At 33.3% G+C, this 25,694-nt stretch carries 17 protein-coding genes and 2 pseudogenes; 5 read left to right on the plus strand and 14 right to left on the minus strand.

Annotation, left to right across the window (positions count from 1 at the left end; genetic code table 11):
* Window positions 1-192 precede the first annotated feature (192 nt).
* The 3 genes from CF67_RS03815 to CF67_RS03825 all read right to left on the minus strand — a co-directional run bounded on the left by CF67_RS03815 (window position 193) and on the right by CF67_RS03825 (window position 5,270).
* Window positions 193-2,391: a hybrid sensor histidine kinase/response regulator gene (locus CF67_RS03815; RefSeq protein WP_052538108.1), complete on the minus strand. Its 2,199-nt coding sequence runs from the start codon at window positions 2,389-2,391 to the stop codon at window positions 193-195.
* Window positions 2,392-2,525: 134 nt separating this feature from the next.
* Window positions 2,526-3,620, minus strand: coding sequence for a mechanosensitive ion channel family protein (locus CF67_RS03820; protein WP_034414607.1), 1,095 nt, complete (start codon window positions 3,618-3,620; stop codon window positions 2,526-2,528).
* 48 nt (window positions 3,621-3,668) lie between these two features.
* Window positions 3,669-5,270, minus strand: a complete 1,602-nt coding sequence (locus tag CF67_RS03825; RefSeq protein ID WP_034414609.1) for a Na+/H+ antiporter NhaC family protein — start codon at window positions 5,268-5,270, stop codon at window positions 3,669-3,671.
* Between the two features lie 536 nt (window positions 5,271-5,806).
* Between CF67_RS03825 and CF67_RS03830 the strand changes: the two genes are divergently transcribed.
* The 3 genes from CF67_RS03830 (at window position 5,807) to CF67_RS03840 (ending at window position 9,021) form a co-directional block, all read left to right on the plus strand.
* Window positions 5,807-6,217 (plus strand): H-NS family histone-like protein, encoded by a 411-nt coding sequence (locus CF67_RS03830; RefSeq protein ID WP_034414611.1) that lies wholly within the window; start codon window positions 5,807-5,809, stop codon window positions 6,215-6,217.
* 717 nt (window positions 6,218-6,934) lie between these two features.
* Window positions 6,935-7,489 (plus strand): CDP-diacylglycerol--glycerol-3-phosphate 3-phosphatidyltransferase, encoded by a 555-nt coding sequence (pgsA, locus tag CF67_RS03835; RefSeq protein ID WP_034414613.1) that lies wholly within the window; start codon window positions 6,935-6,937, stop codon window positions 7,487-7,489.
* 98 nt (window positions 7,490-7,587) lie between these two features.
* Window positions 7,588-9,021: a coniferyl aldehyde dehydrogenase gene (locus tag CF67_RS03840; RefSeq protein ID WP_034414616.1), complete on the plus strand. Its 1,434-nt coding sequence runs from the start codon at window positions 7,588-7,590 to the stop codon at window positions 9,019-9,021.
* 39 nt (window positions 9,022-9,060) lie between these two features.
* Here CF67_RS03840 and CF67_RS03845 read toward each other — a convergent pair whose 3' ends face one another.
* Window positions 9,061-11,532 carry a penicillin-binding protein 1A gene (locus tag CF67_RS03845; RefSeq protein ID WP_034414618.1) on the minus strand — a complete coding sequence of 824 codons (2,472 nt, stop codon included), beginning with the start codon at window positions 11,530-11,532 and terminating at the stop codon, window positions 9,061-9,063.
* 1,140 nt (window positions 11,533-12,672) lie between these two features.
* Between CF67_RS03845 and CF67_RS03850 the strand changes: the two are divergent.
* Window positions 12,673-13,980, plus strand: a pseudogene (locus tag CF67_RS03850) (MATE family efflux transporter); the annotation flags it as partial.
* Between the two features lie 199 nt (window positions 13,981-14,179).
* Here the strand turns inward: CF67_RS03850 and metG are convergent.
* Both metG and CF67_RS03860 read right to left on the minus strand, forming a co-directional pair.
* Window positions 14,180-15,844, minus strand: a pseudogene (gene metG / locus CF67_RS03855) (methionine--tRNA ligase); the annotation flags it as partial.
* A 232-nt stretch (window positions 15,845-16,076) separates the two neighbouring features.
* On the minus strand, window positions 16,077-17,858 hold the full coding sequence (locus tag CF67_RS03860; protein WP_034414622.1) for a DUF3413 domain-containing protein: 1,782 nt from the start codon (window positions 17,856-17,858) through the stop codon (window positions 16,077-16,079).
* Between the two features lie 591 nt (window positions 17,859-18,449).
* Here CF67_RS03860 and CF67_RS03865 point away from each other — a divergent pair.
* A complete protein-coding gene (locus CF67_RS03865) occupies window positions 18,450-18,797 on the plus strand; it encodes an Hpt domain-containing protein (protein WP_034414630.1) in 348 nt (115 codons plus the stop codon).
* Between the two features lie 93 nt (window positions 18,798-18,890).
* On the opposite strand, the gene CF67_RS03870 is transcribed toward CF67_RS03865, so the two are convergent.
* From CF67_RS03870 to CF67_RS03905, 8 genes are all read right to left on the minus strand, one after another.
* Complete coding sequence (locus tag CF67_RS03870) at window positions 18,891-19,223, minus strand: hypothetical protein (protein ID WP_034414632.1); 333 nt, start codon at window positions 19,221-19,223, stop codon at window positions 18,891-18,893.
* 271 nt (window positions 19,224-19,494) lie between these two features.
* Entirely contained in the window at window positions 19,495-21,267 is a 1,773-nt protein-coding gene (gene phaC / locus CF67_RS03875) for a class I poly(R)-hydroxyalkanoic acid synthase (RefSeq protein ID WP_034414634.1), read from the minus strand.
* Window positions 21,268-21,331: 64 nt separating this feature from the next.
* A complete protein-coding gene (locus CF67_RS03880; protein WP_034414635.1) occupies window positions 21,332-21,679 on the minus strand; it encodes a phasin family protein in 348 nt (115 codons plus the stop codon).
* A gap of 27 nt (window positions 21,680-21,706) precedes the next feature.
* Window positions 21,707-22,915: an acetyl-CoA C-acetyltransferase gene (locus CF67_RS03885; RefSeq protein WP_034414638.1), complete on the minus strand. Its 1,209-nt coding sequence runs from the start codon at window positions 22,913-22,915 to the stop codon at window positions 21,707-21,709.
* A 14-nt stretch (window positions 22,916-22,929) separates the two neighbouring features.
* The gene (locus CF67_RS03890; protein WP_034414640.1) at window positions 22,930-23,685 is read right to left on the minus strand and encodes an SDR family oxidoreductase; all 756 of its coding nucleotides are present in this window, start codon (window positions 23,683-23,685) and stop codon (window positions 22,930-22,932) included.
* A gap of 336 nt (window positions 23,686-24,021) precedes the next feature.
* The gene (gene fldA / locus CF67_RS03895) at window positions 24,022-24,549 is read right to left on the minus strand and encodes a flavodoxin FldA (protein WP_034414642.1); all 528 of its coding nucleotides are present in this window, start codon (window positions 24,547-24,549) and stop codon (window positions 24,022-24,024) included.
* A gap of 51 nt (window positions 24,550-24,600) precedes the next feature.
* Window positions 24,601-24,819 (minus strand): DUF2788 domain-containing protein, encoded by a 219-nt coding sequence (locus CF67_RS03900; protein WP_034414647.1) that lies wholly within the window; start codon window positions 24,817-24,819, stop codon window positions 24,601-24,603.
* Window positions 24,820-24,898: 79 nt separating this feature from the next.
* On the minus strand, window positions 24,899-25,672 hold the full coding sequence (locus CF67_RS03905; RefSeq protein WP_034414649.1) for an alpha/beta fold hydrolase: 774 nt from the start codon (window positions 25,670-25,672) through the stop codon (window positions 24,899-24,901).
* Window positions 25,673-25,694 lie beyond the last annotated feature (22 nt).

Below are 25,694 nucleotides of genomic sequence, written 5' to 3' on the forward strand. Positions count from 1 at the left end.
TAGTTAGCCAATTTGGATAGACTTTACCAATGCTATTTTACCATCAAACTTTACCCTGTAATGCTCTTAGACATTGGTATGGAGTGCCGAGCATCTCAATGTTTTCTAGATCGACTAAAAATTTTTTAAACAGATTTTTTTGAAATTTTTATTGCGTAGCGGTTTATTAAAGAGTTTTGATAATGGATCATACTAGCTATCGATTCTAATTTTGTGTTTTGGAGAATATTGATACAATTTTTCAGAGTAGTGATGTAATGCTTCCTCTAATTTATTTGCATCTATCGGTTTTACGATGATAAAATCAGCGCCAGCTTTTAGCATTGGAGTAAAAGTCTCTTTGAATGCATCCGCAGTGCAGCCAAATATGAGCACTTTGCTTTTTGTATTTTTCATGGTTCGAATGCTATTAATAGTATTAACACCATCCATAAAAGGCATGTGGTTGTCCATTAAGATGAAATCATAGTGATTCTTATGCAGCATTCCTAATGCGTCCTGTCCGTTGTCAGCGCATTCACAATGAAAGCCTTTATTTTTCATAAAAGTTTTCATGACAATGCTGTTAATTAAATTATCTTCAACGATTAAAGCCTTCAATCCGTTATAGTGCAGTTGTTTTTGTAGTGAAACTTTTTTGAAATCAGGGGTGCCCTTTTCAATTTTCAGGCTTACTTTAAAGTTACTTCCAACCCCAATTTTACTACTTAAAATTATATTACCACCATTCAATTCAAGAATTTTTCGCACAATTGCTAGGCCTAGTCCTGTTCCTCCAAAACGATGAGTTATTGATGATTCAGCTTGTTCAAAAGGTCTAAAAACTCTTTCTTGGGCTTCTTTTGAAATCCCGATACCTGTGTCTTGAACATCGATTTTTAAATGAAGTCGACCGTTTTCAATTCTCTCTTTTAAATATACTTTAATGGAACCATTTAAAGTAAATTTCACGGCATTGCTTAATAAATTGAACAAAATTTGGCGTAATCTGGCTTTATTGGAGAAATACCAACGATCATGAGGTATCTCGGAATAAATTTGAAATTTCAGGCCTTTTTTTGTGCATAAAGCTTCGTAGACATTATTAATGCTATTAATAATTGACTCAAGTGGAAATAGTGTTTTATCTGATTCTAGATGTTCCTGTTCAATTTTTGAAAAATCTAATATTTCATTAAGGAGAGCTATCATATGTTCTCCCGAATCGCATAAAGTATTGAGGTAGTTTTTTTGTTCGGTGTTTAAATTACTTTTCAAAAGTATTTGCACTGTTCCTAGAATTCCATTCATAGGAGTACGAATTTCGTGTGATAGCGTCGCAAGAAATTTACTTTTTACCTTAGTTGAAGCTTGTGCTTTAATTTTTTCTGCTTCTAAAAAAATAGTTTTTTGATTGAAGCTCTCTATTAGATAACGGATTTCATCTTTGCTATCATATGTTAAATCAATAATCCCTCCTTCTTTGGATGCGTCAACTTTTTTAGCGATTAAGATGATTGGTTTAATTAAATAATGGTTGAGAAGGTAATAGCCAAGCATTACACATAATAACAAAATTGGAATAATACCAAATTCAACTTTAGAAACGAGTTCGTATACTTCTTCGTTTACTGTATGTTTTGAATTAATGATATTCATACTCCAATTAAATTCATCAAATTGATATTTGCTGATATAGATATCGTCTATTTTTTTGAAGTTATACTTCGTAATAACTTCATTAAAGTTGTCTTTTAAAATCACACCTAGATTATAGTTTTCAGCATGATTATGTGTGAAGGCAACAAGGTTTGATAACGAAATGTCTATAGTCGCAACTCCAGAAAACTGATTTTCAATATAATAAGGCATACTTGCTGTTATCATTTGAACATTAGTGTGAGTATCAATGTATATTTTAGACCAAAAAATGTTTCCAGAAGGTTTATTTTCTGCTACTTTGTACCAAGCTTCTTGATCGTACTGATCTCTGGAAGACTGATTCCAAAGGGAAATGTCATTCACTTTTCTGTTAGAATTTTTATAATAAAACAGACTCATGTAAGGTTTATGTTTATCGATAGAATAAGGTTTAGGCCATAGACCACCGCTGACCACCATTCCATCAAATTCACCAAATATAGTAAGTAAGACTTTATCTTGTTCTTTTTGTGTCTGAGAGGCCTTACCTAAACTTGCAATGCTTTTAAGTAAAAAAATGGAATGATCTAGGGATTTTTCAATTTGAATTGCTAAGAGTTTAGTGCGAAGTTCCAGATTTTGTTGTATTTCAATATATATGGGAGATTTAATAACATGATAGCTTACTGTTCCAACAGTAATAAGGAAAAAACATAGGTATGCAATTAATGCATAAATACTTTTATGTTTTAATGAAGATTTTATTTCCATCTAAACATGTTGCAAGCTTCCATTTGTAAAAAGATTATAGTAAATATTTTGAATGAGATTTCGCAGGTAGCAATAAAAAAACAAGAATAATCGAGCAAATATTTTCGATAAGCATTACTCTTTGACTTTTTAACTCAGGATTTTTTTGTAGCTTGCAGACCTGAATATTGAGGTTCTAATTTAAGTGTTTGTGTTGAAAACGCGATATCGGCATCATGCTGATGGATAATATCTATGATTTTAAGTAATATGTCTTGTCTTACTTCGTGGTAACGAATCCAATTTACTGTTTTTGTAAAAGCGTAAATGAGTAGATCTAAAGATGAAGAGGAAAAGGCGTTTAGATTAACTATTAATGTTTGATTTGCATCGATATCTGGATGATTTTTTAGCATAGACTTAACTTCGGATACGATAAAAGTAATTTTATTTTTATCGTTATAACGAAGACCAATATTCTCATTGATACGACGATTGAGCATACGTGATGGATTAGCAACTACAATGCTGCTAAATACTGAATTTGGTACATAGATCGGTCTTTTATCAAAAGTGCGGATAATCGTTATACGCCAGCCTATTCGTTCAACTATTCCCTCTATTTCACGATCTGGTGAATAAATCCAATCACCAACTTTAAACGGACGATCGAAATATATCATCATACCGCCAAAGAAATTAGACAGTAAATCTTTAGCTGCAAGACCTACAATTAAACCACCAACACCACCAAAAGTCAGCAGGCCTGACAAGCTGAAGCCAAAAGCTTGCATTATTGTTAATATGCCAATTATTATGAAGAATGAACGAGCTATTTTTGCTATTGCTTGGACAGTGGCTTCATCTTTGTTTTTTTCTTTTAAAATATACTTTTCGATATTGTTTACAAGTCGGATCGTGATCCAGATAAAAATTACAATCATCAGTAATGATTTTAATGTATTAAGCCAGATGAATTTAAAATCTAATGTATCTTTCAGTAAAAAACCGAGAGAAATAGTACCCGGCCAACACCATATCAGTGTACTGATTGGAGTTTTAAGGGCGCATAACATTAAGTTATCCCAATGAAATTGAGTTTTTTTTGCTAAAATTTCTAAACGATTGTAAACCATATGCCAAATTAGCCAGACAAAAAAGCTGGATACGGTAATGAAAAGTACATTGTTATTCCAACTTTGTAGAAAATAGCTGATATAAACATAAAGTTGGTTCATTAGTTCATTCATGGTGCTGAGTTTTATTTATCTAAATATAATATATGTACTATGATAGCTTTATTCGCGCCTATTTCGAAGATTTACAATTTTAGATTTAGCAAGAATTGAAAATATTAAACATACTATTATAAATGCTGCAAAAGTTATAGAAATAGAGAGAAAAACGGAGGTAGTTATCCCTAATACCAAGAATCCAATAGATGAAACTAGGGCTACTGATAACGAATATGGAAGTTGAGTTGAAACGTGATCGATATGACTACACTTTGCACCTATAGAAGATAAAATAGTTGTATCAGAAATTGGAGAACAGTGGTCGCCGAAGACTGCGCCTGCGAGAACAGCGCTTAGCATTGGTAGTATTAAGGTAATATCTGTCGCATTAGCTATATCACCAGAAATTGGAAGCATGATACCGAATGTTCCCCAGGAAGTCCCAGTTGAGAAGGCTATTAAACCAGAAAGCAAGAATAGGATGACAGGTAAATAATGGACGTTAATATTTACCTGCGAAACAAGAGATGAAAGATAAATACCTGTTTTCATATCGTTGATAATGATACCAATCGTCCAAGAGAATATCAAAATTAAGGTTGCCCCAAGCATTGATTTAATTCCATAACACACCGTTCTTAAGATATGGTGTAATGGTACCCTTTGTTTAACTACACTTAAGAGTGCTAAACTAGTTCCAATTAAAGCACCATTAATAAGAGAAATAGCCATATTAGCGTTTTCAAATGCCTTGAAAATCTCAAATTCTTTACCATCTTTTGTCAAGGATTCTTGTCCAGTATATAGCATTGTGGAAATTGTTGTAACGATCAGAAAAACAATGGGTATAAGAAGGTCTGAGGCTTTACCTTGATTGCTTTCTGCAAGATCTGATTTTGGGTTCATTTTTTGAAATTGATTTTCTTCATAATTATGAAATCCGCGGCCTTCAGAAGCATCAATTTCATGTTGACGCATCTGACCAATATCTAATTGGAAGCATACGACAGCAAAAACCATAAGAAGGCTAAAAATTGCATAGAAATTCATTGGAATTAAACATAGGTATGCATTTAGAGGTGAATACTCTATTATGTTATGAGAAGCTAAAATACCACTAACGATTGTCATAGCATACGCACCCCAGCTAGAAATTGGAATAATAACGCATACAGGTGCTGCAGTAGAATCAAGGATATAGGCGAGCTTAGCACGTGATACATAAAAGCGATCAGTTATAGGACGAGATACTGAACCAACAGCTAAGCTATTAAAATAATCATCTACAAAGATAAACAGACCAAGAAAGGTAGCAAGCAATTTTGAACCACGTTTGCTCTTAATCCTGATCTGAGCCCAATTAGCGAAAGCATGACTTCCACCAGACAGTGTCAATAGAGCATTCATGGCGCCTAATAGTAGTAGAAAACCTAATATACTCATATTCCAAGAGTTAACTTCTCCATTTACAACAAATACATTGAGAATGGTTATATTTGCATAATTTAAGGACTTTTCGAGTACATAATCGTTTAGAAGAATAGAGCCGAGCAATATACCAATACCTAAAGAAGTCAATATCCTGCGTGTAACTATAGCTAATCCTAGAACAGTAATGGGAGGTAATAAAGATAATGAAGATGATGTAAAATCTACTAAATTCATGATTTTGTTTTACACATTGGTATAGTTCTAGAAGACATTGTAAGTGAATTAAATGATGGAAGTAGATGGAATCGAAGCATTCTACCTGCAAAACACACTGTTGCAATATATTTTCTATTATAAAAAGAATTTTTTTGTCTATATAAGTTTTATATAGACAATATTGAAAAGTTTTTCATCTTGAAACTTAGCAGTCATTAGGATAGTCAAGATATAAAGTGATACTGTGTTACTGCTGTTTTGAAGGTAATATTTTATGAAGTTTTATTTAAATATTTTAGATCATCGTAGATTAAAATTTAAAGATAATTTTTGTTCCTTTTTAGAAATGAGTATTTGTAAATATTTTTACAAAAATAATTATAATATGTAAATTACTATACATCATTTTGTATACAATAAATGGTTAGAAATTAAAAAATAAGAATATAGCTATAGATTTTTCGATAGGTAATATCATTACATTTCACATTGAATTTTGTCCTTTGTAAGTTTAATATCATTTTGGTGTACTTAAAAAGTTTATAGGTGTAGTTATGTCAGATTTTAAGAAAATTTTATTAAATGTTCGAAACCTTCGTGCTTTTTCCCGTGAATTAACGCTTAGACAATTAGAAGAAGCTTTAAAAAAATTAACAGTTATTGTTCAGGAACGAAAAGAAATTGAAGAGAAAAGACATGTAGAAAAAGCTAAGCAAGAAGCTAAACTAGTAGCTATTGCAGATCAAATTTTGAAAGATGGTGTCGATATTAAAGCTCTGATTTCAGCTCTTTCATACGATCTGAAAAATAAGAGTATTTCATCAAAACGCCCTCCTCGTCCCGCTAGATATAAGTATATAGACTCAAATGGTGATGAAAAAACTTGGACTGGTCAAGGTCGCACTCCTTCAGCGATTCAAGAGCAACTAAATTCTGGTAAATCTTTAGAATATTTTGCAATATGATTTTTTGTAGAAAAATTAGTATTGTTTATTATTAGGCAGATATAGGATATTTATCCCAATTTAGATTTGTGTATCTTCAAAATTTATTAAAGATTCAATTAAGAATTGAATCATAGTAATCAAATTTTCTTTTTCTAGAACTGTAAATAAATATGAAATAAATTTTTTATTTAATTTAGTATTCTTTATTTTTAAAAATCATGTTTAGAATTCTCATATTTTCAGATAGACTAAAGATAGTTATTAGCAAAAAAATTTTGTTAAAAACATAGTTAAATTAAAGAACTATTTCTTGAAGTATAATGAAGTCATATTATCTGGAATTTGATATACTATTCTTTAAATACGACATATATTATGTGTAAGTTAACAACTTGAATATCTAGCAAGCGGTTATGCTTGTTTAAAACTAAAACATATACTAGGTGTCTTTTAGATTCATAAAGATAGCTTTGCTCATTAGATTTTTTAACGTTAATAGAATTGTTCAAAGCAATTGAAAACATTTGATATTGAAAAAAGATGTTATAAGCAAAGTAGAATTTTAAATTTGTGTTCGCTTTATAAAATAATATGTGTAAGAGTAAGGGCTTAAACCTGCTAATTTTCGTAGAAATTTTTTAAGTGCTAAGTATTAGCCTTTTTCTAAAAAAATGTTTCGCAAGTATTGAAACAATATTAAAAATTCAGCACTATTAGATAAAAGAGCTAATAAATATGCGTTTTAATATTCCTAACATATTGTCTTTATTACGACTTTTCTTAATTCCTATTTTCGTTGTTGTTTTCTATCTTCCGCATAGTTGGGCACCTTTTTCCGCTTCGATGATATTTTGGGTAGCAGCCTTTACAGATTGGTTGGATGGCATGTTAGCAAGAAAGCTTGACCAAATTTCTCGTTTTGGCACCTTTATTGACCCTGTAGCAGATAAAGTTTTGGTGGCTACTGCTTTGATTATGATTACTGAAAATTACCATAATATGTGGATCACTATTCCAGCAGTAGCTATGATTATCCGCGAAATTGTTATTTCCGCATTACGGGAATGGATGGCTGAAATCGGTAAACGAGCAAATGTGGCAGTGTCATGGGTTGGAAAAATTAAAACATTAAGTCAAATGTTTGCACTATGGTTACTTATTTGGCGTTATGATGACTGGATGATTGGGATAGGTTATGCTTCCATATATGTAGCTGTAGTTTTGACATATTGGTCTATGGTTCAATATTTCATAGCGGCAAAAGTTGGTTTTTTTAGCAAGAAAAGGTGATCATACTATTTCGAATATCATTTTTTTTGAAAAAAACTAATATACTAGGGCGAATTCTTTTATATGGACATAAAAAGTTATTTAGGACAATCGTTTTTATGAAAAAAATTGTGAATGTAGGTGTTTCTAAAGAAGAAAATTTTGGGATAAAAAGGCTACATAAGGTATTTGATGATATCCGATCTCGCTATCAGTCAAAACCTTGTCCTACTTATTCTGATCGAATTAAGAATCTTAAGCGTTTAAAACGAGCTTTACTTGAACAGCAAATGTATTTGATTGAATCACTTGAACGCGATTATGGGTTTCGTAGTCGGTTTGATACTTTAATTTGCGATATTCTTCCTACTGTAAATCATATCAATTATACCATTTCACACTTACGTTGTTGGATGAAGCCGAGTGCACGTTCAGTAGGTTTATTGTTATTTCCTTCAAGAACAAAAGTGTATTATCAACCTCTTGGGATAGTTGGAGTAATTGTCCCTTGGAATTTTCCTATTGTGTTAAGTGTTATTCCAATTGTAACAGCTATTGCTTCAGGTAATCAAGTAATGGTTAAATTGAGCGAACATACACCAAATACTAATAGTGTATTGAATAAGATTTTTTCGATTTTAAATTCTGATATTAGCATAATAGAGGGTGGTTCTGAGATAGCGTCTTCGTTCAGTCAACTTCCTTTCGACCATTTGATTTTTACTGGTTCGACTCACGTTGGGCGTACTGTAGCGCAAGTTGCAGCAAAAAATTTAACTCCAGTGACTCTTGAACTAGGAGGAAAATCTCCTGCTATTGTTGCTTATGATGTAAATTTAAAGTCGGCAGTTGACGCGATTATGTTAGGGAAAAGTATCAATGCTGGGCAAATATGTGTAGCGCCAGATTATGTTTTTGTTCCTGAGGGTAAGGAACAGGAATTTATTCATTTATATCTGAAGCGTTTTAATGACGTATTTTCTAAAAAGAAAAGAAAAAAGGAAATGACCCATATTATCAATACTAATCATTACAAGCGTTTAGAAAATTATTTAAGTGACGCTAAAGCGAAAGGAGGTAATATTCATACTCTTAAAGGAATAGAGATAGAAGGACTTCAAATGATGCCTCACCTCGTAACAAATATTACTAACGACATGATTTTGATGAAAGAGGAAATTTTTGGTCCAATTTTACCCATTCTCAACTATCAAAATATAAAGCAAGTTTTTGAATATATAAGTAGTAGACCTAGACCATTAGCATTGTATTTAATGAGCAATGATAAAATGTTACAAAGGAAAGTGATTGAAGAAACGCATAGTGGCGGCGTTTGTTTTAATGAAACCTTGTTACACTTTGCAATTGATGATTCCCCATTCGGAGGAGTAGGTAATTCTGGTGTAGGTCACTATCATGGTGTTGAAGGTTTTAAAGAATTCTCTAAAGCAAAAACAGTACTTTTTACTCCAAGTTGGTTACCTCGAAGTCGAATTATGTTACGATGGAGGTGTATTGTGCAGAAAATTTTGGCTATTTTATTTATTCGTTAAGTAGAAAATAACCTCGTTTGTGTGGATTTTTAAAATCACTTAAAAAAGCTCTTCAACTTCAGAATTGTTGTAAATATTATTAGTAGTTTCTGTGTATTCTCTTGGTTCAGTACCTCGCAAAAAATACTCAAACATTGAGTTTGCATCAAATTTATTCGTGAGCAGACCTGATTTTCTATCTATACGTACTCGAATAATTTCTGGAGGTAATAATTTATCCTGAGTCTTTTGATTTTGAAGAGCAATGCGCATAAACTTTATCCATGCTGGTTGTGCGGTTTTAGCTCCTGTTTCTATGCCTGAAATTCTTTGCTCATCAAGTTTTTTACTTCGTTTTGTTTGACCTAAACTACGATTATAATCATCAAAACCTACCCATACTGTAGTGACTATATTCGGTCCATATCCACTGTACCAAGCATCTTTAGAACGATTAGTTGTCCCTGTTTTTCCACCGATATCATGACGTTTGAGATTTTGCGCTCGCCAACCTGTTCCATTCCAGCCACTATTATCATGCCAATTACCACCTCCCCAAATGTTACTGTACATCATCTCACGTACTAAAAATGCCGTTTGTTCTGAAATCACCTGAGGAGCAAAATGTATAGTTGGATTATCAAGTGAGATTTCAGGACAATTTTGTCGACAGATAATTTTTGGATTTGCTTTAAATTTTAAATTTCCATTTGGTCCTTCTATTTTGCTAATATAGAAAGGCTTAATGTAGTATCCGCCATTAGCAAATACTGAATAAGCTTGAGTCATTTTAATTGGCGTTAAACTGCTAGCACCCAAAGCGATCGTTTCTGAATGAGGTAATTTATCTATGTTAAATCCAAATCGAGTTAAATATTGACGTACTTTACCGAGACCTACTTCACGTAAAACACGAACTGCCATTACGTTTTTAGATTGTGCTAAACCAATACGTAAACGAGTTGGACCGGAATAAATTTCTGGAGAATTTTTAGGTCTCCATGCTACTCTTTGATTTTTCTTCCATTGATTAATTGGTGCATCGTTGATTAAGGTCGCTAAGGTCATCCCTTGTTCAATCGCTGCAGAATAAATGAATGGTTTCACACTTGATCCGATTTGTCGGAGAGATTGGGTAGCGCGGTTAAATTTGTTGTAACTAAAATTAAATCCTCCTACTAGAGACAATATCGCACCGTTTTCGGGATTTATTGCTACCAATGCAGTATTTGCATTAGGTATTTGACTCAATAGCCAAACTTTTGATTTTTTAAGTTGTATATTGGTTGTTGGTTTAACACGAACCCAAATTTTTTCTCCTTCATGTAAAATGTCGCTAGCATATTTGGGTTCCGGTCCTTGGATTTCGTCGGTTAGGAACTTACGAGCCCAACTCATGCCAGCCCAATCTATAGTTTGTTCACCACTGTTTTTCACCCAAATTTTAGCGCTTTTCGAACCAACGGTAGTAACAATAGCTGGAGCGATCTGACCATATACTGGTGTTTTTTTTAATTCGTTTTCAATTTGTTGTTGAGTAAACGCTGCTTGACCAACTTTCCATAGTATTTTTTCAGCACCACGATAGCCATGACGTTCATCATAGGCTAACAGATTATCAATAGCCGCCTGATTGGCTGCTTTTTGTAGTTTTGAATCAATTGTGGTGTAAATGTTCATTCCCGATGTATAGGCACTTTCGCCGTAAAGTTCCACTGCCCATGCACGTGCTAGTTCAGCAACATATGGAGCATCTACTTCAATGTCAGATTGGTGATAGCGTGATTCAACTATTTCTATCCGTGCTTTATCATACTCTTGCTGAGTAATATATTTTTCTTCGAGCATGCGTAAGAGTACTAAATTACGACGATTAGTAGCTCGTTCAAGGGAGTAGATTGGGTTCATTGTCGAAGGTGCTTTAGGGATACCTGCCAACGTTGCAATTTGACTCAAAGATAAATTTTGCAAATCTTTACCAAAGTAAGTCTGTGCAGCAGCAGCAAAGCCATAGGAGCGATGTCCTAAGAAAATTTTATTTACGTATAATTCCATTATTTCTTTTTTAGAAAGAAGTTGTTCTATATGCATAGCTATAAAAATTTCTTTAATTTTACGAAGAATTTTTTTTTCATTTGATAAAAAAAAGTTTCGTGCTAATTGTTGAGTGATAGTGCTGGCTCCTTCTCTTACTGAACCGGATCGTATAATAACCAATACAGCGCGTGTGATTCCAATTGGATCAACTCCAAAATGTTTATAGAAACGGCTATCTTCAGTTGCGATTAGCGCTTCAATAAGATATTTAGGAATATCACTATAGGTTATCGGAATACGACGTTTTTCACCAAATTGAGAAAGTAATTTGCCATCTTGACTGAAAATTTGCATTGGTGTTTGTAGCGTAACATCACGCAAAGCTGTAACATCCGGTAATTTTGGCCTTTCGTAATAGTAGAAACTAAAAATAGCGCATATACTGAGAGTCATACAAATTACTATAAAAATGAATAAATGCTTTATTAGTTTCACCGAAAAAAATCCTGATTTAATTTAAAGTAGTTTATTGCAAAATCTTCATATCATAGAGCATGATCTACAGTAATCAATCATCTCAAACAGAAAGAAGTGAGACAGATACTGATTAGTATCTTTGAAGAGATATTTGTAGTTCGCGGCTGCATTCAGAACGTGTAACATACTAAATTTTAGAATTCTAAATGGAAGCATGGATATTTTGAGGAGCGCTTTCAACGCATCAGTTTATGACTTTTTAGCAATTTGAAGATGGATGAATACCTACAGCTTTAGGTTGTTGTACCATGTTCATACTTTGTTATTGCGGGCAAGTTTTCCGTACTGTTTTGCAAGTGATTATTAACTTCTATTAGATGATCATCTTATCATTTTATAAAGTAAAAAAAAATCTGAATTTACGGTATTTTGTTAATTTAATTTTCTGATTTTTTGAAACTAGTAAATACAAAGAAATAGCAAATGGTTTAAAGCACATATCAATTTAGAATTTTCACGTGTTCTGCTTGGTTTGCTATTGTAAAATAGCAAAAAATATTTTTTGTTATATGATAAAGCATTTCGTTCTCGATAAAATTTATAGAAATAGTTAATTTTTATAAATGACTTATTTTTGCGTGATCTTTTTTACTCTATACTACTTTTTAGTCTTAATGAAAGCGCTTAATCTTGCTTGTTATTAATTTATAGAATGATTATATCGTTTGATGGATTTATAAGAATCTGATTGATGATTATAGCTAAGAAAAAAGTCTTGAGTTTTACTCAGAATTTTTTGTTCTGTCTTAGTTAATATAATAAGACTTTAATTGAAGTAAATAGGAAGATTTTATTTTAAACGTTATTGATGTGTATACATGATAATATCATTATTAAAGCGATATGCTTTAATTGTCAGTAAATATTTAGACCTTAATATATCCACTAATACTATCTCAACTTCAATTTAAAGTCTCGTTTGGTAACGTATTCTTAATCTGAGCCACTAAAAGTTAATCTAAATATAACCACAACTTGCTATATTACGTGTGTAAATTTACCTTGATTAAGAAAAATTAATTCTTGCTAAATATATCTAACACACTGTTTTATATAATACTGTTCTTGTAAGTGCAAATATTCATAATGGCAAAATTTATCTCTGATCAAAATCCAAAATTTACTGAAGGTTCGACTATAAAGCACATATTGGTTATGTCTGGTGCAAGCTCAATAGGTTTAATAGCGCTTTTTCTTGTCGATTTACTTGATATGTTGTTCATCAGTATGTTAGGAGAAGTAGAACTAGCAGCAGCAGTTGGTTTCGCAGGAACTTTGGTTTTTTTTTCAACTTCGATTTCTATTGCAACTTCAATTGCAATGGGAACTTTAGTGTCAAAAGCTATTGGTGAAAAGAATAGAGGATATGCAAAGCAACTTAGTATTAGTATTATGATAACAGCTTTTACTATTAACGTCTTTGTCAGTGGGGCTATATTTTTTTATATGTCAGATTTACTTTCAGTTATAGGGGCTTTAGGATATGCTGCGGAGAGAGCAAAGGCATACTTGTATATTTTATTACCAAGTACTCCAGTGATTGCGTTAGCAATGGCTTCGGGAGCTGGACTCCGAGCTGTGGGTGATGCAAAGCGTTCTATGTTGGCAACGCTTCTGGGAGGTGTTGTTAACGCAATATTGGATCCGCTATTCATATTTGGTTTTTCTTGGAATGTTGAAGGTGCAGCATTTGCTTCAGTTATAGCTCGTTTGACTGTTTTCGGTTTTTCCATGTATTCGCTTATTTTTATTCATAAACTAGTTGCTAGGCCATCATTTTTCGATTGGCTGAATAATATTAAAGTTATTTTGACTATTGTAATTCCAGCAGCCATAACTAACATTGCAACTCCGATAGGTAATGTAATTGCGACTTCTTTTATAGCTCGATTCGGTGCAGATTTTGTAGCAGGTTATACAGTAATAGGGCGTTTAACTCCTGTTTGTTTTGTAGCTATATTTGCACTTTCTGGTGCGGTGGGTCCTATACTTGGGCAAAATTTTGGTGCAAAGAAATTTGATCGAGTGAAAGAGATTTTGAATAATTCTCTGATTGTTGTGGTTAGTTATACAATTTTTGTTTGTATCATCCTTTATTTCATTCAAGGTTTTATCATTCAAAGTTTTAGTTTAGAAGGTGATGCATCCAAAATTGTTTCTGCATTTTGTACCTATGTAGCAATTAGTTTTATTTTTAATGGTACTTTATTTCTTGCAAATACTTTTTTCAATAACTTTGGTAAACCGTTTTATTCTACTGCTCTAAACTTGGGTAAAGCAACATTTGGAACATTACCATTTGTCTATGTGGGATCACAGTGGTTTGGTGCGTTGGGTGTACTTTACGGTCAAGCATTAGGTGCAATGCTATTTGGTGTAATAGCGATAACTGTACTCAGAGCACATTGTAAATGTTATGTGAAGCTAAAAGCTAGCAATAAAAAAAATACCCTATGGATTATTTAAATTATTTCATTTAGCGAAAAGGCGTATAGACAATTTGTGTGTTGCGCATTGACTTTGATTTTTTAAACACGGAAGACATGTACCAAGTGCAACTTGGCTACCTCATGTAAGGAATTTCTATTGTATGCTAATTTAAAAAAGATTCTATTTCTGTATCTTTCTTTGCCTCTTTAATCATAGCTTCTACTTGTTTAGAGTCAATACGATTAAATAGTGTTTTAAATTCGGTGATTTTGTGATCAATAAGTGGATTAACAATACAATTCCATGTTAGTTTCTCATTAATAAATGCTTCAGCACGGGCTGTAAGCTTTGGCATGATTGGTTTCAAGTATAGCATTAAGATACGAAATAGGTTGATACCAACAGAACAAATGTTTTGAAGTTCCTTTTCTTTATCTGTGTTTTTTGCTATAATCCATGGCGCCTTTTCATCAATATATTGATTAGCTTTGTCTGCTAAAGTAGTAATTTCACGGATGAGATGGCTGAATTCGCGTGTTTCATATAATTCTGCTATAAGTTCAGAAGAAGCAACGAACTCGTTATATAATTTTTTCTCTGTGAAATTAGCCGATAATTTTCCTCCAAAACGCTTAGAAATAAAAGTGGCATTACGAGATGCTAAATTGACGATTTTATTTACTATATCGGAATTAAAGCGTTGAATGAAATCTTCTAGATTCAGATCCAGATCGTTTATATGCTTGTTTAGTTTTGTAGCATAGTAGTAACGTAAGCACTCTGGATCTAGGTAACGTGAATAAGTATTAGCTTTTATAAAAGTACCTTTTGATTTAGACATTTTCATGCCATTTATTGTTAGATACCCATGCACAAATATATTATTTGGTTTACGGAAATCAGATCCTTCAAGCATTGCAGGCCAAAATAAGCTATGGAAGTAAACAATATCTTTGCCGATAAAATGGTAAAGCTCCGTTGTACTGTTTTTATGCCAATATTCGTTGAAATTTAAATCTTCACGCTTAGTGCATAAATTTTTGAATGAGCTGATATAGCCAACCGGAGCATCGATCCATACATAAAAAAATTTTCCCTCTTCACCTGGAATTTCGAAACCGAAATAAGGAGAATCGCGTGAAATATCCCATTGTTTTAGTCCAGCTTTAAGCCATTCCTGCATTTTATTTGCTATTTCGCTTTGTAGTGTTCCAGAGAGGGTCCATTCTCTTAACATTGCTTCAAATTTTGGTAGATCGAAAAAAAAGTGTTTGGAATTTTTTATTATTGGATCTGTACCAGAAATAGTAGATTTAGGTTCAATGAGTTCCGTTGGACTGTAGGTTTCACCACACTCATCGCAATTATCTCCATATTGATTTGTAGATCTACAGTTAGGACATGTACCTTTTATGAAGCGATCTGGTAGAAATATTCCTTTTTTAGAATCAAATAGTTGAGAAATTACACGGCTAGAAATAAAACCTTTTTTCTTAAGATTGAGGTAGATATGAGAAGTTAAAAGTTCAAAGTTTTCACTACTATGCGTGCTGTGGTAGTTGTCAAAGCTGATGCCAAAAGTAACCAAATCTCTTTGATGTTCCTCACTAACTGCTTTGATCATCTCTTCTGGAGTAATCCCCATTTGTTCTGCTTTAAGCATAATTGCTGTACCATGAGCGTCATCAGCGCAAATAAAGTTTACAATATGACCGCGTAGACGTTGGTAACGAACCCAGATATCAGCTTGAACATGCTCAAGCATATGACCAAGGTGAATAGATCCATTAGCGTATGGAAGGGCACAAGTGACTAAGATTTTTCTTGGATCAGTTGGCATAATTAATAGTTTACCCTATAAAGTTTTTTGTTGATATTATCTCATACAACTCTTAACTCCAATACACTAGATAAATGAACATCTCAAACTTTAGATCATTAATATACTAAGATATAAAAAGATAAAGTTTAGAGTATTGATTAGCTCTAAAGAGTTTTTTGCTATCGAAAGAAACAAATGCTAACATAGAACATGATTTACTTCTTTATTTTTAAAACGGTTTATTTGTTAATTACATAGCATAAAATCGTTTCAGTTCAGTTAGGCCTTGCATCAATATTGGTAGATTTGGGTTTTCTTCTAGGCGTTGATAGTTTGGACCATACAACTTATAATTACCAAATTTGTCCATAACTGTCGTTTTCCTCGGTGTTATTAACGCTAATTCTTGAGAATTGCCAGCTAAAATCAATTTCCTTTTGTTTTTTCTGAATAAACTGCGACCACTGCTGAAATCTGTTGGGTTTGATGAAACACCGAGAAGATCTTGTAATAAGGTAACAGATATATCTAGATGGCTTGAACGATGGTTATATTTAGCTGCAAGCTTGCCTGGCCAATGAATAATCATTGGAACTTGTAATTGATAACGACTATAATTACTGTTAGAGTCCCAGTTGTTTCTTTTAGTTTCATTGAATTCTATACCATGATTAGAGGTAATGATTACAACTGTATCTTTTTTAAACCCTAAAGTTTCTAGTTGTTCGTAAAGCTTTTTAAGTTCGCTATCTACTTGGTTCACTGAGTGATTGTAGCTTGTTCGTAGGAGGTCATCGGCGATTTTAGCTTTGTAATTGTTTAAGTCGTTGAGCGTTGTTAACTCAATAAAACTAAGCCAGGGTTGTTTTATATCTTTAGCCCATTTCGCCCATACATTAATGGTTTGGCTATCAGAGGACTCATTATTAGAAAAGGTAATAGAAGAAAAATGTAAGCCTCTAAAAATTGTCTGCACATATAGTTCATTATTAAAATTATCGCTGCTAAATAAACCAAATTGGTAGCCTTGATCTTGTAAGGTACTGATTAGCAGTGGTAATGTTCCTTGTGATTTTATACTCGAAGCATAGACGCTTGGTAAACCATAAAATAGACCGAACATTCCGTATATATCATTGCTTGAACTATAATGGTTAGTGAAATTTAGGTTGTTTTTAGAGTAAATAGTTGTTGCCGGCATGGTACTATCATTTAATCTATCGCTACGCAGATTGCTAACATTAACTACTAAAATATTTAATTTTTCAGAGTGGGGACAAAAAGTAATTTTTTCTAGTGGGTATTTGATTAGCTCGCTGCCAATTTCATTTTTGGCAAGGCGTTTTAAGTGTTTTTCACGGTTTAAAAGACCGTGTCTTTCCATAAAAGATTTGGCCGTCATAGGATATGACAATGGAAAATTTGTTTTTTGATTAGTTACTGGAGAGTAGAAATAAGCATCTGACCAAACATAAATTAAATGGCTAGAAATAAAACTTATAAAAAAAAATGTGGCAATTAAAAATCCTATTCGTTTGTTGAAAAGTTTATGTTTCTTGTACCAAATCCACTCTGATAAAATCAGCTCGGATAAAAAAATGAATGGTAGGATGATAAACACATTCTGCAAATTGGAATTGATTGTGTTATTTTTATCGTTGAAGAGAAGTTTCCAAACTACTGGGCTGAGATGTAAATTTATAGTTTGATATGCTTGGGCATCTATCAGTAAGAAAACGAGACTTAAAGTGAAAAAACAAATGGTTATTAGGCGAAATACTTTACGTGATGGTATCAGAAAGGTAAGAGGAAATAAGATAAGTAAATAAAAAGCTAATACTAAGAAAGCAAAGTGACTGCACCATGAGGATATAAGGTAAAACAAGCCGAGCCATGTATCAGGCAAGGGTGAGTGAACGATATACTTCACACCAACAAGCATTGCAGCGATAATGTTGAAGAAAGAAAACCAGTGTCCCCAACTCACAAGGTGTGACACCCGACTACCGTATTTACTTCCGCTATCTAGCATTTATTTTGTTCTTTGATTATCCGTTTTTATTTATTGTATTCATTGAAAAACAACTAATGCTTGAGCAAATCTTTAGCCATTTTTTTTCAAGAATTTTACTACTGTATGTGATTTTTCCAGAAAACTTAAGGATAAGATAAGCCAGGTTGGCAAAAACTACTGATCTTTTTTTGAAGTTTCCTTAGTTACTTTGCTTTTCCTGTGGTAATAGTACAGCTTTCCTCAAATATACTCAAGAATTGAGTTTATAAGTTAGAAAAAAATTCTATCTGAATCTTTTCAAAAAAATATATTGAGTTATGAGACTTAAGAAGATTTTATCATTTTTTTCGTTTTTTTCAGTAGCATTATGATCTTTAGATAGTTTTTTAATACAGCTAGCAACTGAGTCTTTAAGTATTGTAAAGTCGGAAGGGATCATTGCGTGTTATATTTCCAGTTACTTTAAGCAGTCATTAAAGTAGATTAGTATTATAATTCTTACAATTATTTTCATGTCAGTTTTGTTAGCGATACTATTAAAGTATAAAAGATTGATAAAAAGTTCAATAATAGTACTCTCATCTTGTCAGTCTAAGGATATTGTTAATTATGAAGGCTAGAATAGAGATAGACATTTTATACGTGATAAGTGTATTGGGAGGTGATAAATGTGCTGTAGAACGCTTACTAGACGTGTTTGTTCAGAATCATGCAGATGATGCTTACGAGTTATCTAACTTATTAAGAAATAAGAACATGGAAGAGGCGCTTAGAAAAATTCATAGCTTAAAAGGTATAGCTGGCCATTTAGGCTCAGTAAAATTAAAAATGATCGCAGATCAAATTGAAATGGATATGAAGAATGAATTTCTGGTTAGCGAGATTAAACTAGTAGAATTACAAGAAATTTTATCTGCAACAGTCGAAAGTGCACAGAATTACCTCATAAGTAAATAGAAAAAAACTAGAAACATTTCAAGGCAATTTCCATAACTTTTCCTGCTTATTTGGAAAATTTTATCTGGAGTGATAAGAAAATGGATCTACATTTCAGTGGTAGGTATACAGTACCTGGGGATTGGTTTGTGTAAAATGCAGAGCTCTACTGCTCACGTTTTTAAATGTATTTTTGCTCTCTCCTTTTTTACCTAGAATAGCACTTTCGATATTTGAGTTCAGAGCGTAAAAAAACTGACTTATGTCTCCTTTCACTGTGACAAGTGTCTTAATATTTTGTGCAGAATCACTTTGCGTATTTTGTTTATTATCGAACCAGTACAAACCCCCTTCATTGATAACAATGATGCCAGTAATTGCAAAATTTAGTTCTTTAGCTTGCTTAAGAAGTGCTTTGCACAAGTTTTCTAGTGTTTCTATTGACATTTTTGCTTAACCTCTTTGGTGTTCAATTGTACTGAGAACTCTAAAATTTATCAAGTGGTATCATCGAAATCGTTTTGAGTTCTCGAACTACGTTGAAAATTTCAAAAAAAGCATACATCTTTAAACAATTATGATAACGAGTAAACATGTACCTCCATTATGGAAAGATCAGGCAAGGTTGTCTAGTGTTGCTTGAAAAAAAATACGGAGATATTGATTCATTTCACGGGTAAGTGGTACCTAATCGATATATTTATGGTACAGAACGAATTTAAGTGATAGGCAAAACTTGTTTTACGTATTTTCCGGGTGCTTTGGCAATTACGGGATTTTGCTCTGAACCCTGCTTAAAGGGTTTTATTTGTTGTTTTTCTGAATTAAGGTTCATTAACCACTCATGCCAATGGGGCCACCAGGAACCTTTAGTATAATTGGCACTTGCCAACCACTCGTCAGCGGATTGAGTAGTGTTGTTATTTAACCAATAACCATATTTGTTCTTACAAGGGGGGTTAATGACACCAGCGATATGACCGGCTTCGCTAAGTACAAAAGTCTTATTGTTGCCACCAGACTTTAATAAACCACGGTATGTACCTTGCCAGAGTGCTATGTGATCTTCTTTAGCGGATATGAAGTAACTAGGTATTCTTATTTTGTTTAAGTCAATCCATACGCCACCAATTTTTATTCCTTTTTCTTTGATAAGCTTATTTTCAAGATATAATTCACGTAATAAAAAATTATGACAGGCTGCTGCTACATTCATATTATCGCTATTCCAGTAGAGCAGATCAAAATCCATAGGACTATTACCCTTTAAGTAATTTTCAATATAGTAGTTCCAATATAGAGTATTTTCTCGTAGTAAACTAAAAGTGACACTTAATGAACGGCCATCCATATATCCTTTTGTATTATTTTGAATTTCGATAGCATCGACAATCGTATCATTAATGTACGCGCCAATCTCTCCTGGTTGAGAAAAATCAAGCAATGTAGCAAAGAAAGATGCTGATTGTATGCGTTTTTTCATGCGCTTAGCTGAATAATACGCAATTGTAGAGGCTAAAAGTGTACCTCCTATACAATAGCCAGCAGCGTTAATTTGTTCTTGTTTAGTGATATCTTCAATTACAGCTACCGCTTTTACTACACCTTCAAGAACATAGTCACTAAAGTGAATTTCAGCTTGCTTCTTACCTGGATTACGCCATGATATCATGAACACGCTGTGATTTTTATTTAATAACCACCGAACCATAGAGTTCTCTTTACGCAAATCCAAAATGTAGTACTTGTTGATGAATGGTGGAACAATTAGTAAAGGTGTTGAATTGATCGTATTTGTAAGCGGTTTATATTGAATAAGTTCAAAGAGATCGTTGGAAAATACAATATCTCCTTCTGTATTCGCGATATCATCACCGATACGGCATGCATTATTATCGTTCATGCGTATTTTTAAAATGTCTGCACTAGACTCCAGATCTCTCTTTAGTTGTTCCAATCCAAAAAGTAAATTTTCACCGTTTTTCTCAATTGTGAGCTTTAAAAGTTCTGGATTTGTTGCGACAAAGTTGCTTGGGGATAGCGCATTAATAGCTTGGCGAGAAAAGAAAATAAGACGTTCTTTAGTTGGTTTGTCTATTCCATCAATACTGTTAATGGTGTTGAGATAGGTTTTACTAAAAAGTAAATAAGATTGTTTAATAAAATTATAGAAGGTATCAGTTTTCCACAACTCGTTGGTGAAACGCTTATCTTCTTTCTCTTCTTCGACAAATTTTTTTTTCTTACCTGCTAATGCAATGTTTTGCCAAATTTGCAACTGTTGTTCCCACCATTGCATTTGTAACTGTAACAAAACTGCTGGTTGTTCTCCTGCTTTTTTAAGCAGCTGAATACTATCTTCTAAACTTATTTTTTGTATCGCCTCACTAAGAGGAGAATTTACAGATGATTTAATTTCAAGACCTTGCCACCATTGCTTATTGATTTCTTGAAGTCTTACGAGATAATCTGAGAAAAAATTTTGAAACATAATAAATACTCCAGTTATCTAAAACCGCCTTAAATAATAAAGGCGGCAAATAAACATGATTACATCACACAGGAGTGACAGTTTTAAGATTCTCCGAAGTGAGCGATTCAACATCGTCTTTAAATTCTTTGGCGATAGATTGAAGTTTGTTACTATCATCCATCATTTGCTGTGAAAACTTCGTTAAGACTGATAGTTGTTGGCTATTGAAAGCAGTTAGCGAAGTTATATCTTTAATTTGGCTGGCAGCTCTCATTTGAGTTAATCCCATTTCACTATATGTTCGGATAGCATTGAGTTGTAGTTCAGTTAACATCTCAACGTTTTTTGTTATTAATTGGTTGAATTTAAGATAAGGTTGCAAATTTTTTTCAGCTTGTTCTGAAAAAGTTTTAAAAAAATCTGTATACATGATCTTGCTCCTATAATGATTATGTTTCTATTTGATTTTTTCAACAACAACCGCCGTTCCCATACCTCCGCCCACACATAGGGATGCAACACCATAACGGCCGTTACGTCGATTTAACTCATGGATAAGGGTGACTAGAATACGATTTCCAGATGCTCCAAGTGGATGACCTAAGGCGATTGCTCCTCCATTAACATTGGTTTTCTCCAAAATAGAGGAGGACGATACATTATATTTTTCTGCTAATTTGTAAATCACTCCCAAAGTTTGAGCGGCAAATGCTTCATTGATTTCATATAGTTCCATATCTTCAATGTTTAGATTGACTGCGTTTAAGGCCTTAGCTATAGCATCAACAGGTGCTAGCCCCATGATTCTAGGAGCGATGCCGGATTGTGCATAACTAGTAATTTGACAAATTGGAGATAGGCCATGTTTCTTGACTGCTTCTTCGGATGCTAGAACGATTGCACTTGCACCATCGTTAATGCCAGACGCGTTGCCGGCAGTCACGGACCCTTCCTCACTAAAGGCAGGTTTTAATTTTTGTAAAGCACTTAAGGTTGCTGTTGCTTTAGGATATTCATCAGTATCGAAAGTGATCATTTTACGAAATTTCTGTATATCAACTGATATAATTTCATCTTTAAACACACCTACCTCAATCGCTTTAATTGATTTAAGTTGACTATTTAATGCGTATTCATCTTGTTCCTGACGACTAATGGACATTTCGCTTGCTATATTTTCAGCCGTTATACCCATATGGCATTGGTTGTAGACATCAGTTAAACCATCAGAGATAAGAAGATCAATTAGACGCATATCACCCATTTTGTGCCCTTTTCGAATACTATAGGGTGTTATAAATGGAATTTGTGACATAACCTCGACACCAGCTGCAACTACTATTTCTATGCTGTCGCTTTTTATATGTGAGACTGCATCCATCACACTTTTCATGCCGCTACCACATACCATATTTAAAGTATAAGCTGGAACCGAATCAGGAATACCTGCGTAGATAGCAGCTTGGCGTCCAATGCCCATACCTTGTCCAGTACTCAGAACATTACCAACGATAACCTCATCGACAATATTTGTTGGAATATTTCCTGAGAGCATTGCAGCGTTGATAGCGATTGAGGCCAATTTCCCAGCATGAATATCGCTCAATGCACCGCCAAAACTACCAATTGGAGTTCTTTTAGCTGAAATCACATAGACTTTTTTCATGATATAAACCCTTTTTATTTCATGTACAACCCACCGTTTATCGACACTGTCTCGCCTGTAATATAAGAAGCAGCATCACTTGCAAGAAAACTAACAATTTTCGCTACTTCCTCAACTCTTGCAAAGCGTTTAAGAGGAATTTTGGATTTAATAGACTCGAGTATTTCTGGTTTTATCTCTCTTACCATCGGAGTATCTGTATAGCCTGGAGCAATAACGTTGACGGTTACACCATAACGAGCTCCTTCTTCTGCTAACGCTTTAGAAAAACCTATAACTCCAGCTTTTGCAGCAGAATAATTTGTTTGTCCAAATTGACCTTTTAGAGCATTAACTGAAGAAATGTTAATGATTCTTCCATCGCGTTTTTCACACATTGAAGAGAATAGGGGGTGAATTACATTAAATAAACTATTTAGATTAGTGTTTATGACTTGATACCAGGACTGTGCGGACATTTTCTTAAAAATACTATCTCGTGTTATACCTGCGTTATTAACGATTAAATCAATCTGACCTTCTTCCCCTAAGAGTGCACCTAAACGTTTTGCGCACTCATTCGTATCAGTTACATCCAATTCCATTAAACGCGCTTGATTTTGATTGAAATTTTTCTCATTCAGCCATTCTAGTGCACGACGGTAATTTTCAGCAGAGTTTTTTGTGGTCGCATAAGTAGCGATTATGCGATAACCATCGCTAACAAGTTGAGATGAAATAGCAGATCCAATTCCACCTTTTGCTCCGGTAATCAAAGCAATTTTTTTCATGAGAAACTCCATTTTTATTAGTGCCGACTGGGTAAACACGTCCAAACTAGTTTCCAAGTCCAAATAATATACAGGAACTTGAAACCTTGAACCTCAAATACAGACGATAAAATAATGTTTACTTCTCATAATTGTAAATAGTATTTGTAGTTAATTATGCATAAAGTTGAGCGATGTCTCACTAAGATGCGCAAGAAATGAATTATTTTTAGATCTTCATTGTGAATAAGAACTCGATTTTATCAATTAAATCAAAACTTCTTCTATCATATTGAAAATTAACGAGTTAATTCAAAAGGTTTTTCAAACAAGTCTGGAAGAAGCTCTTATATAAAGTTAAAGTGCATCTAAATTCATTTCTGTATAGATTTGGGAAACCCAGTCTTTTACACGTTTTTTTGTTAATTCAGGTTGTCGATCTTCATCGATACATAAGCCTACAAATTTTTTTCTATCCTCATTTACAAGAGCTTTTGAGGCCTCAAAGTTATAACCTTCAGTGGAAGTATAACCAAGAATAGTAGCGCCCTTCCTCTCGATGATATCATGCATCGTTCCCATTGCGTCACAGAAATACTCTGCGTAATCTTCTTGATCACCGCATCCCCAAATGGCGACAATTTTAGTTGAAAAATCTATATTTGATAACTCAGGAAAAAAGTCGTCCCAATCGCATTGTGCCTCTCCGTAGTACCATGTTGGAATACCAAAAAGCAAATAGTCAAAATTATTAACATCCTCTTTTGCACTTTTAGCAATATCTTGGACATAAACCAGTTTTTTACCTAGTTGTTTTTGAATCATTTTAGCTACAGCTTCAGTATTGCCTGTATCACTACCGAAGAATATTCCTACCATTGCCATTAGAATTATCACTCCCAAGATATTCATTATTCATGCTTATTAATGCTAGCTTTAAGCAAGACCAGAATTTTCCCAAACCAGTTGGATTATACCTTTTAATGCAAAACCTGCACAACCCAAAAACAAAACCAGCCATGCAATACTACGACCTAATAGAGAAACATTGCTTTTAAGCAAATCCTTTATTGCCATGCCTATAAGAAAAAAAACAGATACAAAAAGAAAGCCTAATCCGAGAGATTCTAATATACCTATATGCTCATAAAGCATAAACGTTCCTTATATTACAGAGCAGCGATTCTACTCAATTTACCAGTATAGTCGGTAATAGTTAATGCATAAAAATTATTCAGATTTTTTCTTTAAAGAAGGTTCTGATGACTTTTATTACTTCAAACGGATTTTCAGCATGAAGCCAATGTCCTGTATTAGCGATTACATGTATCTTAAAATTGCTGACTTGTTTTTTTAGCAAACTTCGATGTTTAGGGAGTAGATAACTTGAATTCATTCCCTTTAAAAATAAAGTAGGAGTTGAGTTTAAAGCAACAGGTGTCCAATCCAGTATATGTTCGTAATTAGCAATGATTGAATCGGAATTAAAACGCCAAGTGATAATTCCTTTGTTAGAGTACAGGGATTTTCCTAAGAATTGTCTCACGTTTTTAAGTTGAATATATTTTCTTAGAATACTTAAAGCATCCTTGCGATTTTTAGGTTGTTCCTGTTTTACAGCTTGTATTCCATCAATCGTATTATCATATGTTCTAGCAGAATACTTCACAGGCGCTATGTCTAAAATGACAAGCTTACTTATTTGATTCTGCATAAGTTCAGCAACTTTCATAGCAACCTTTCCTCCCATAGAATGACCAATGATTTTGATTGTAGATAGATTAAGTTTTGTAATCAGAGTAAATATATCGCTAGCCATTACCTCGTAATTATGCTGATTATTATGAAAAGAAAATCCATGATTACGAAGATCAATGCTTAAGATTTGATGATCTATTTTGAAATTGCGAGCAAGCATACCCAAATTATCTAGATTTCCAAATAATCCATGGATCAAAATGATGGTTTTTCCTTTACCTTCTAATTTATAATTGAGAAATTTAAACATTTTATTTCATTAGCACCTAGTT

This window comes from Candidatus Photodesmus blepharonis (assembly GCF_000731795.2).
Taxonomy (GTDB): Bacteria; Pseudomonadota; Gammaproteobacteria; order Enterobacterales; family Vibrionaceae; genus Vibrio; species Vibrio blepharonis.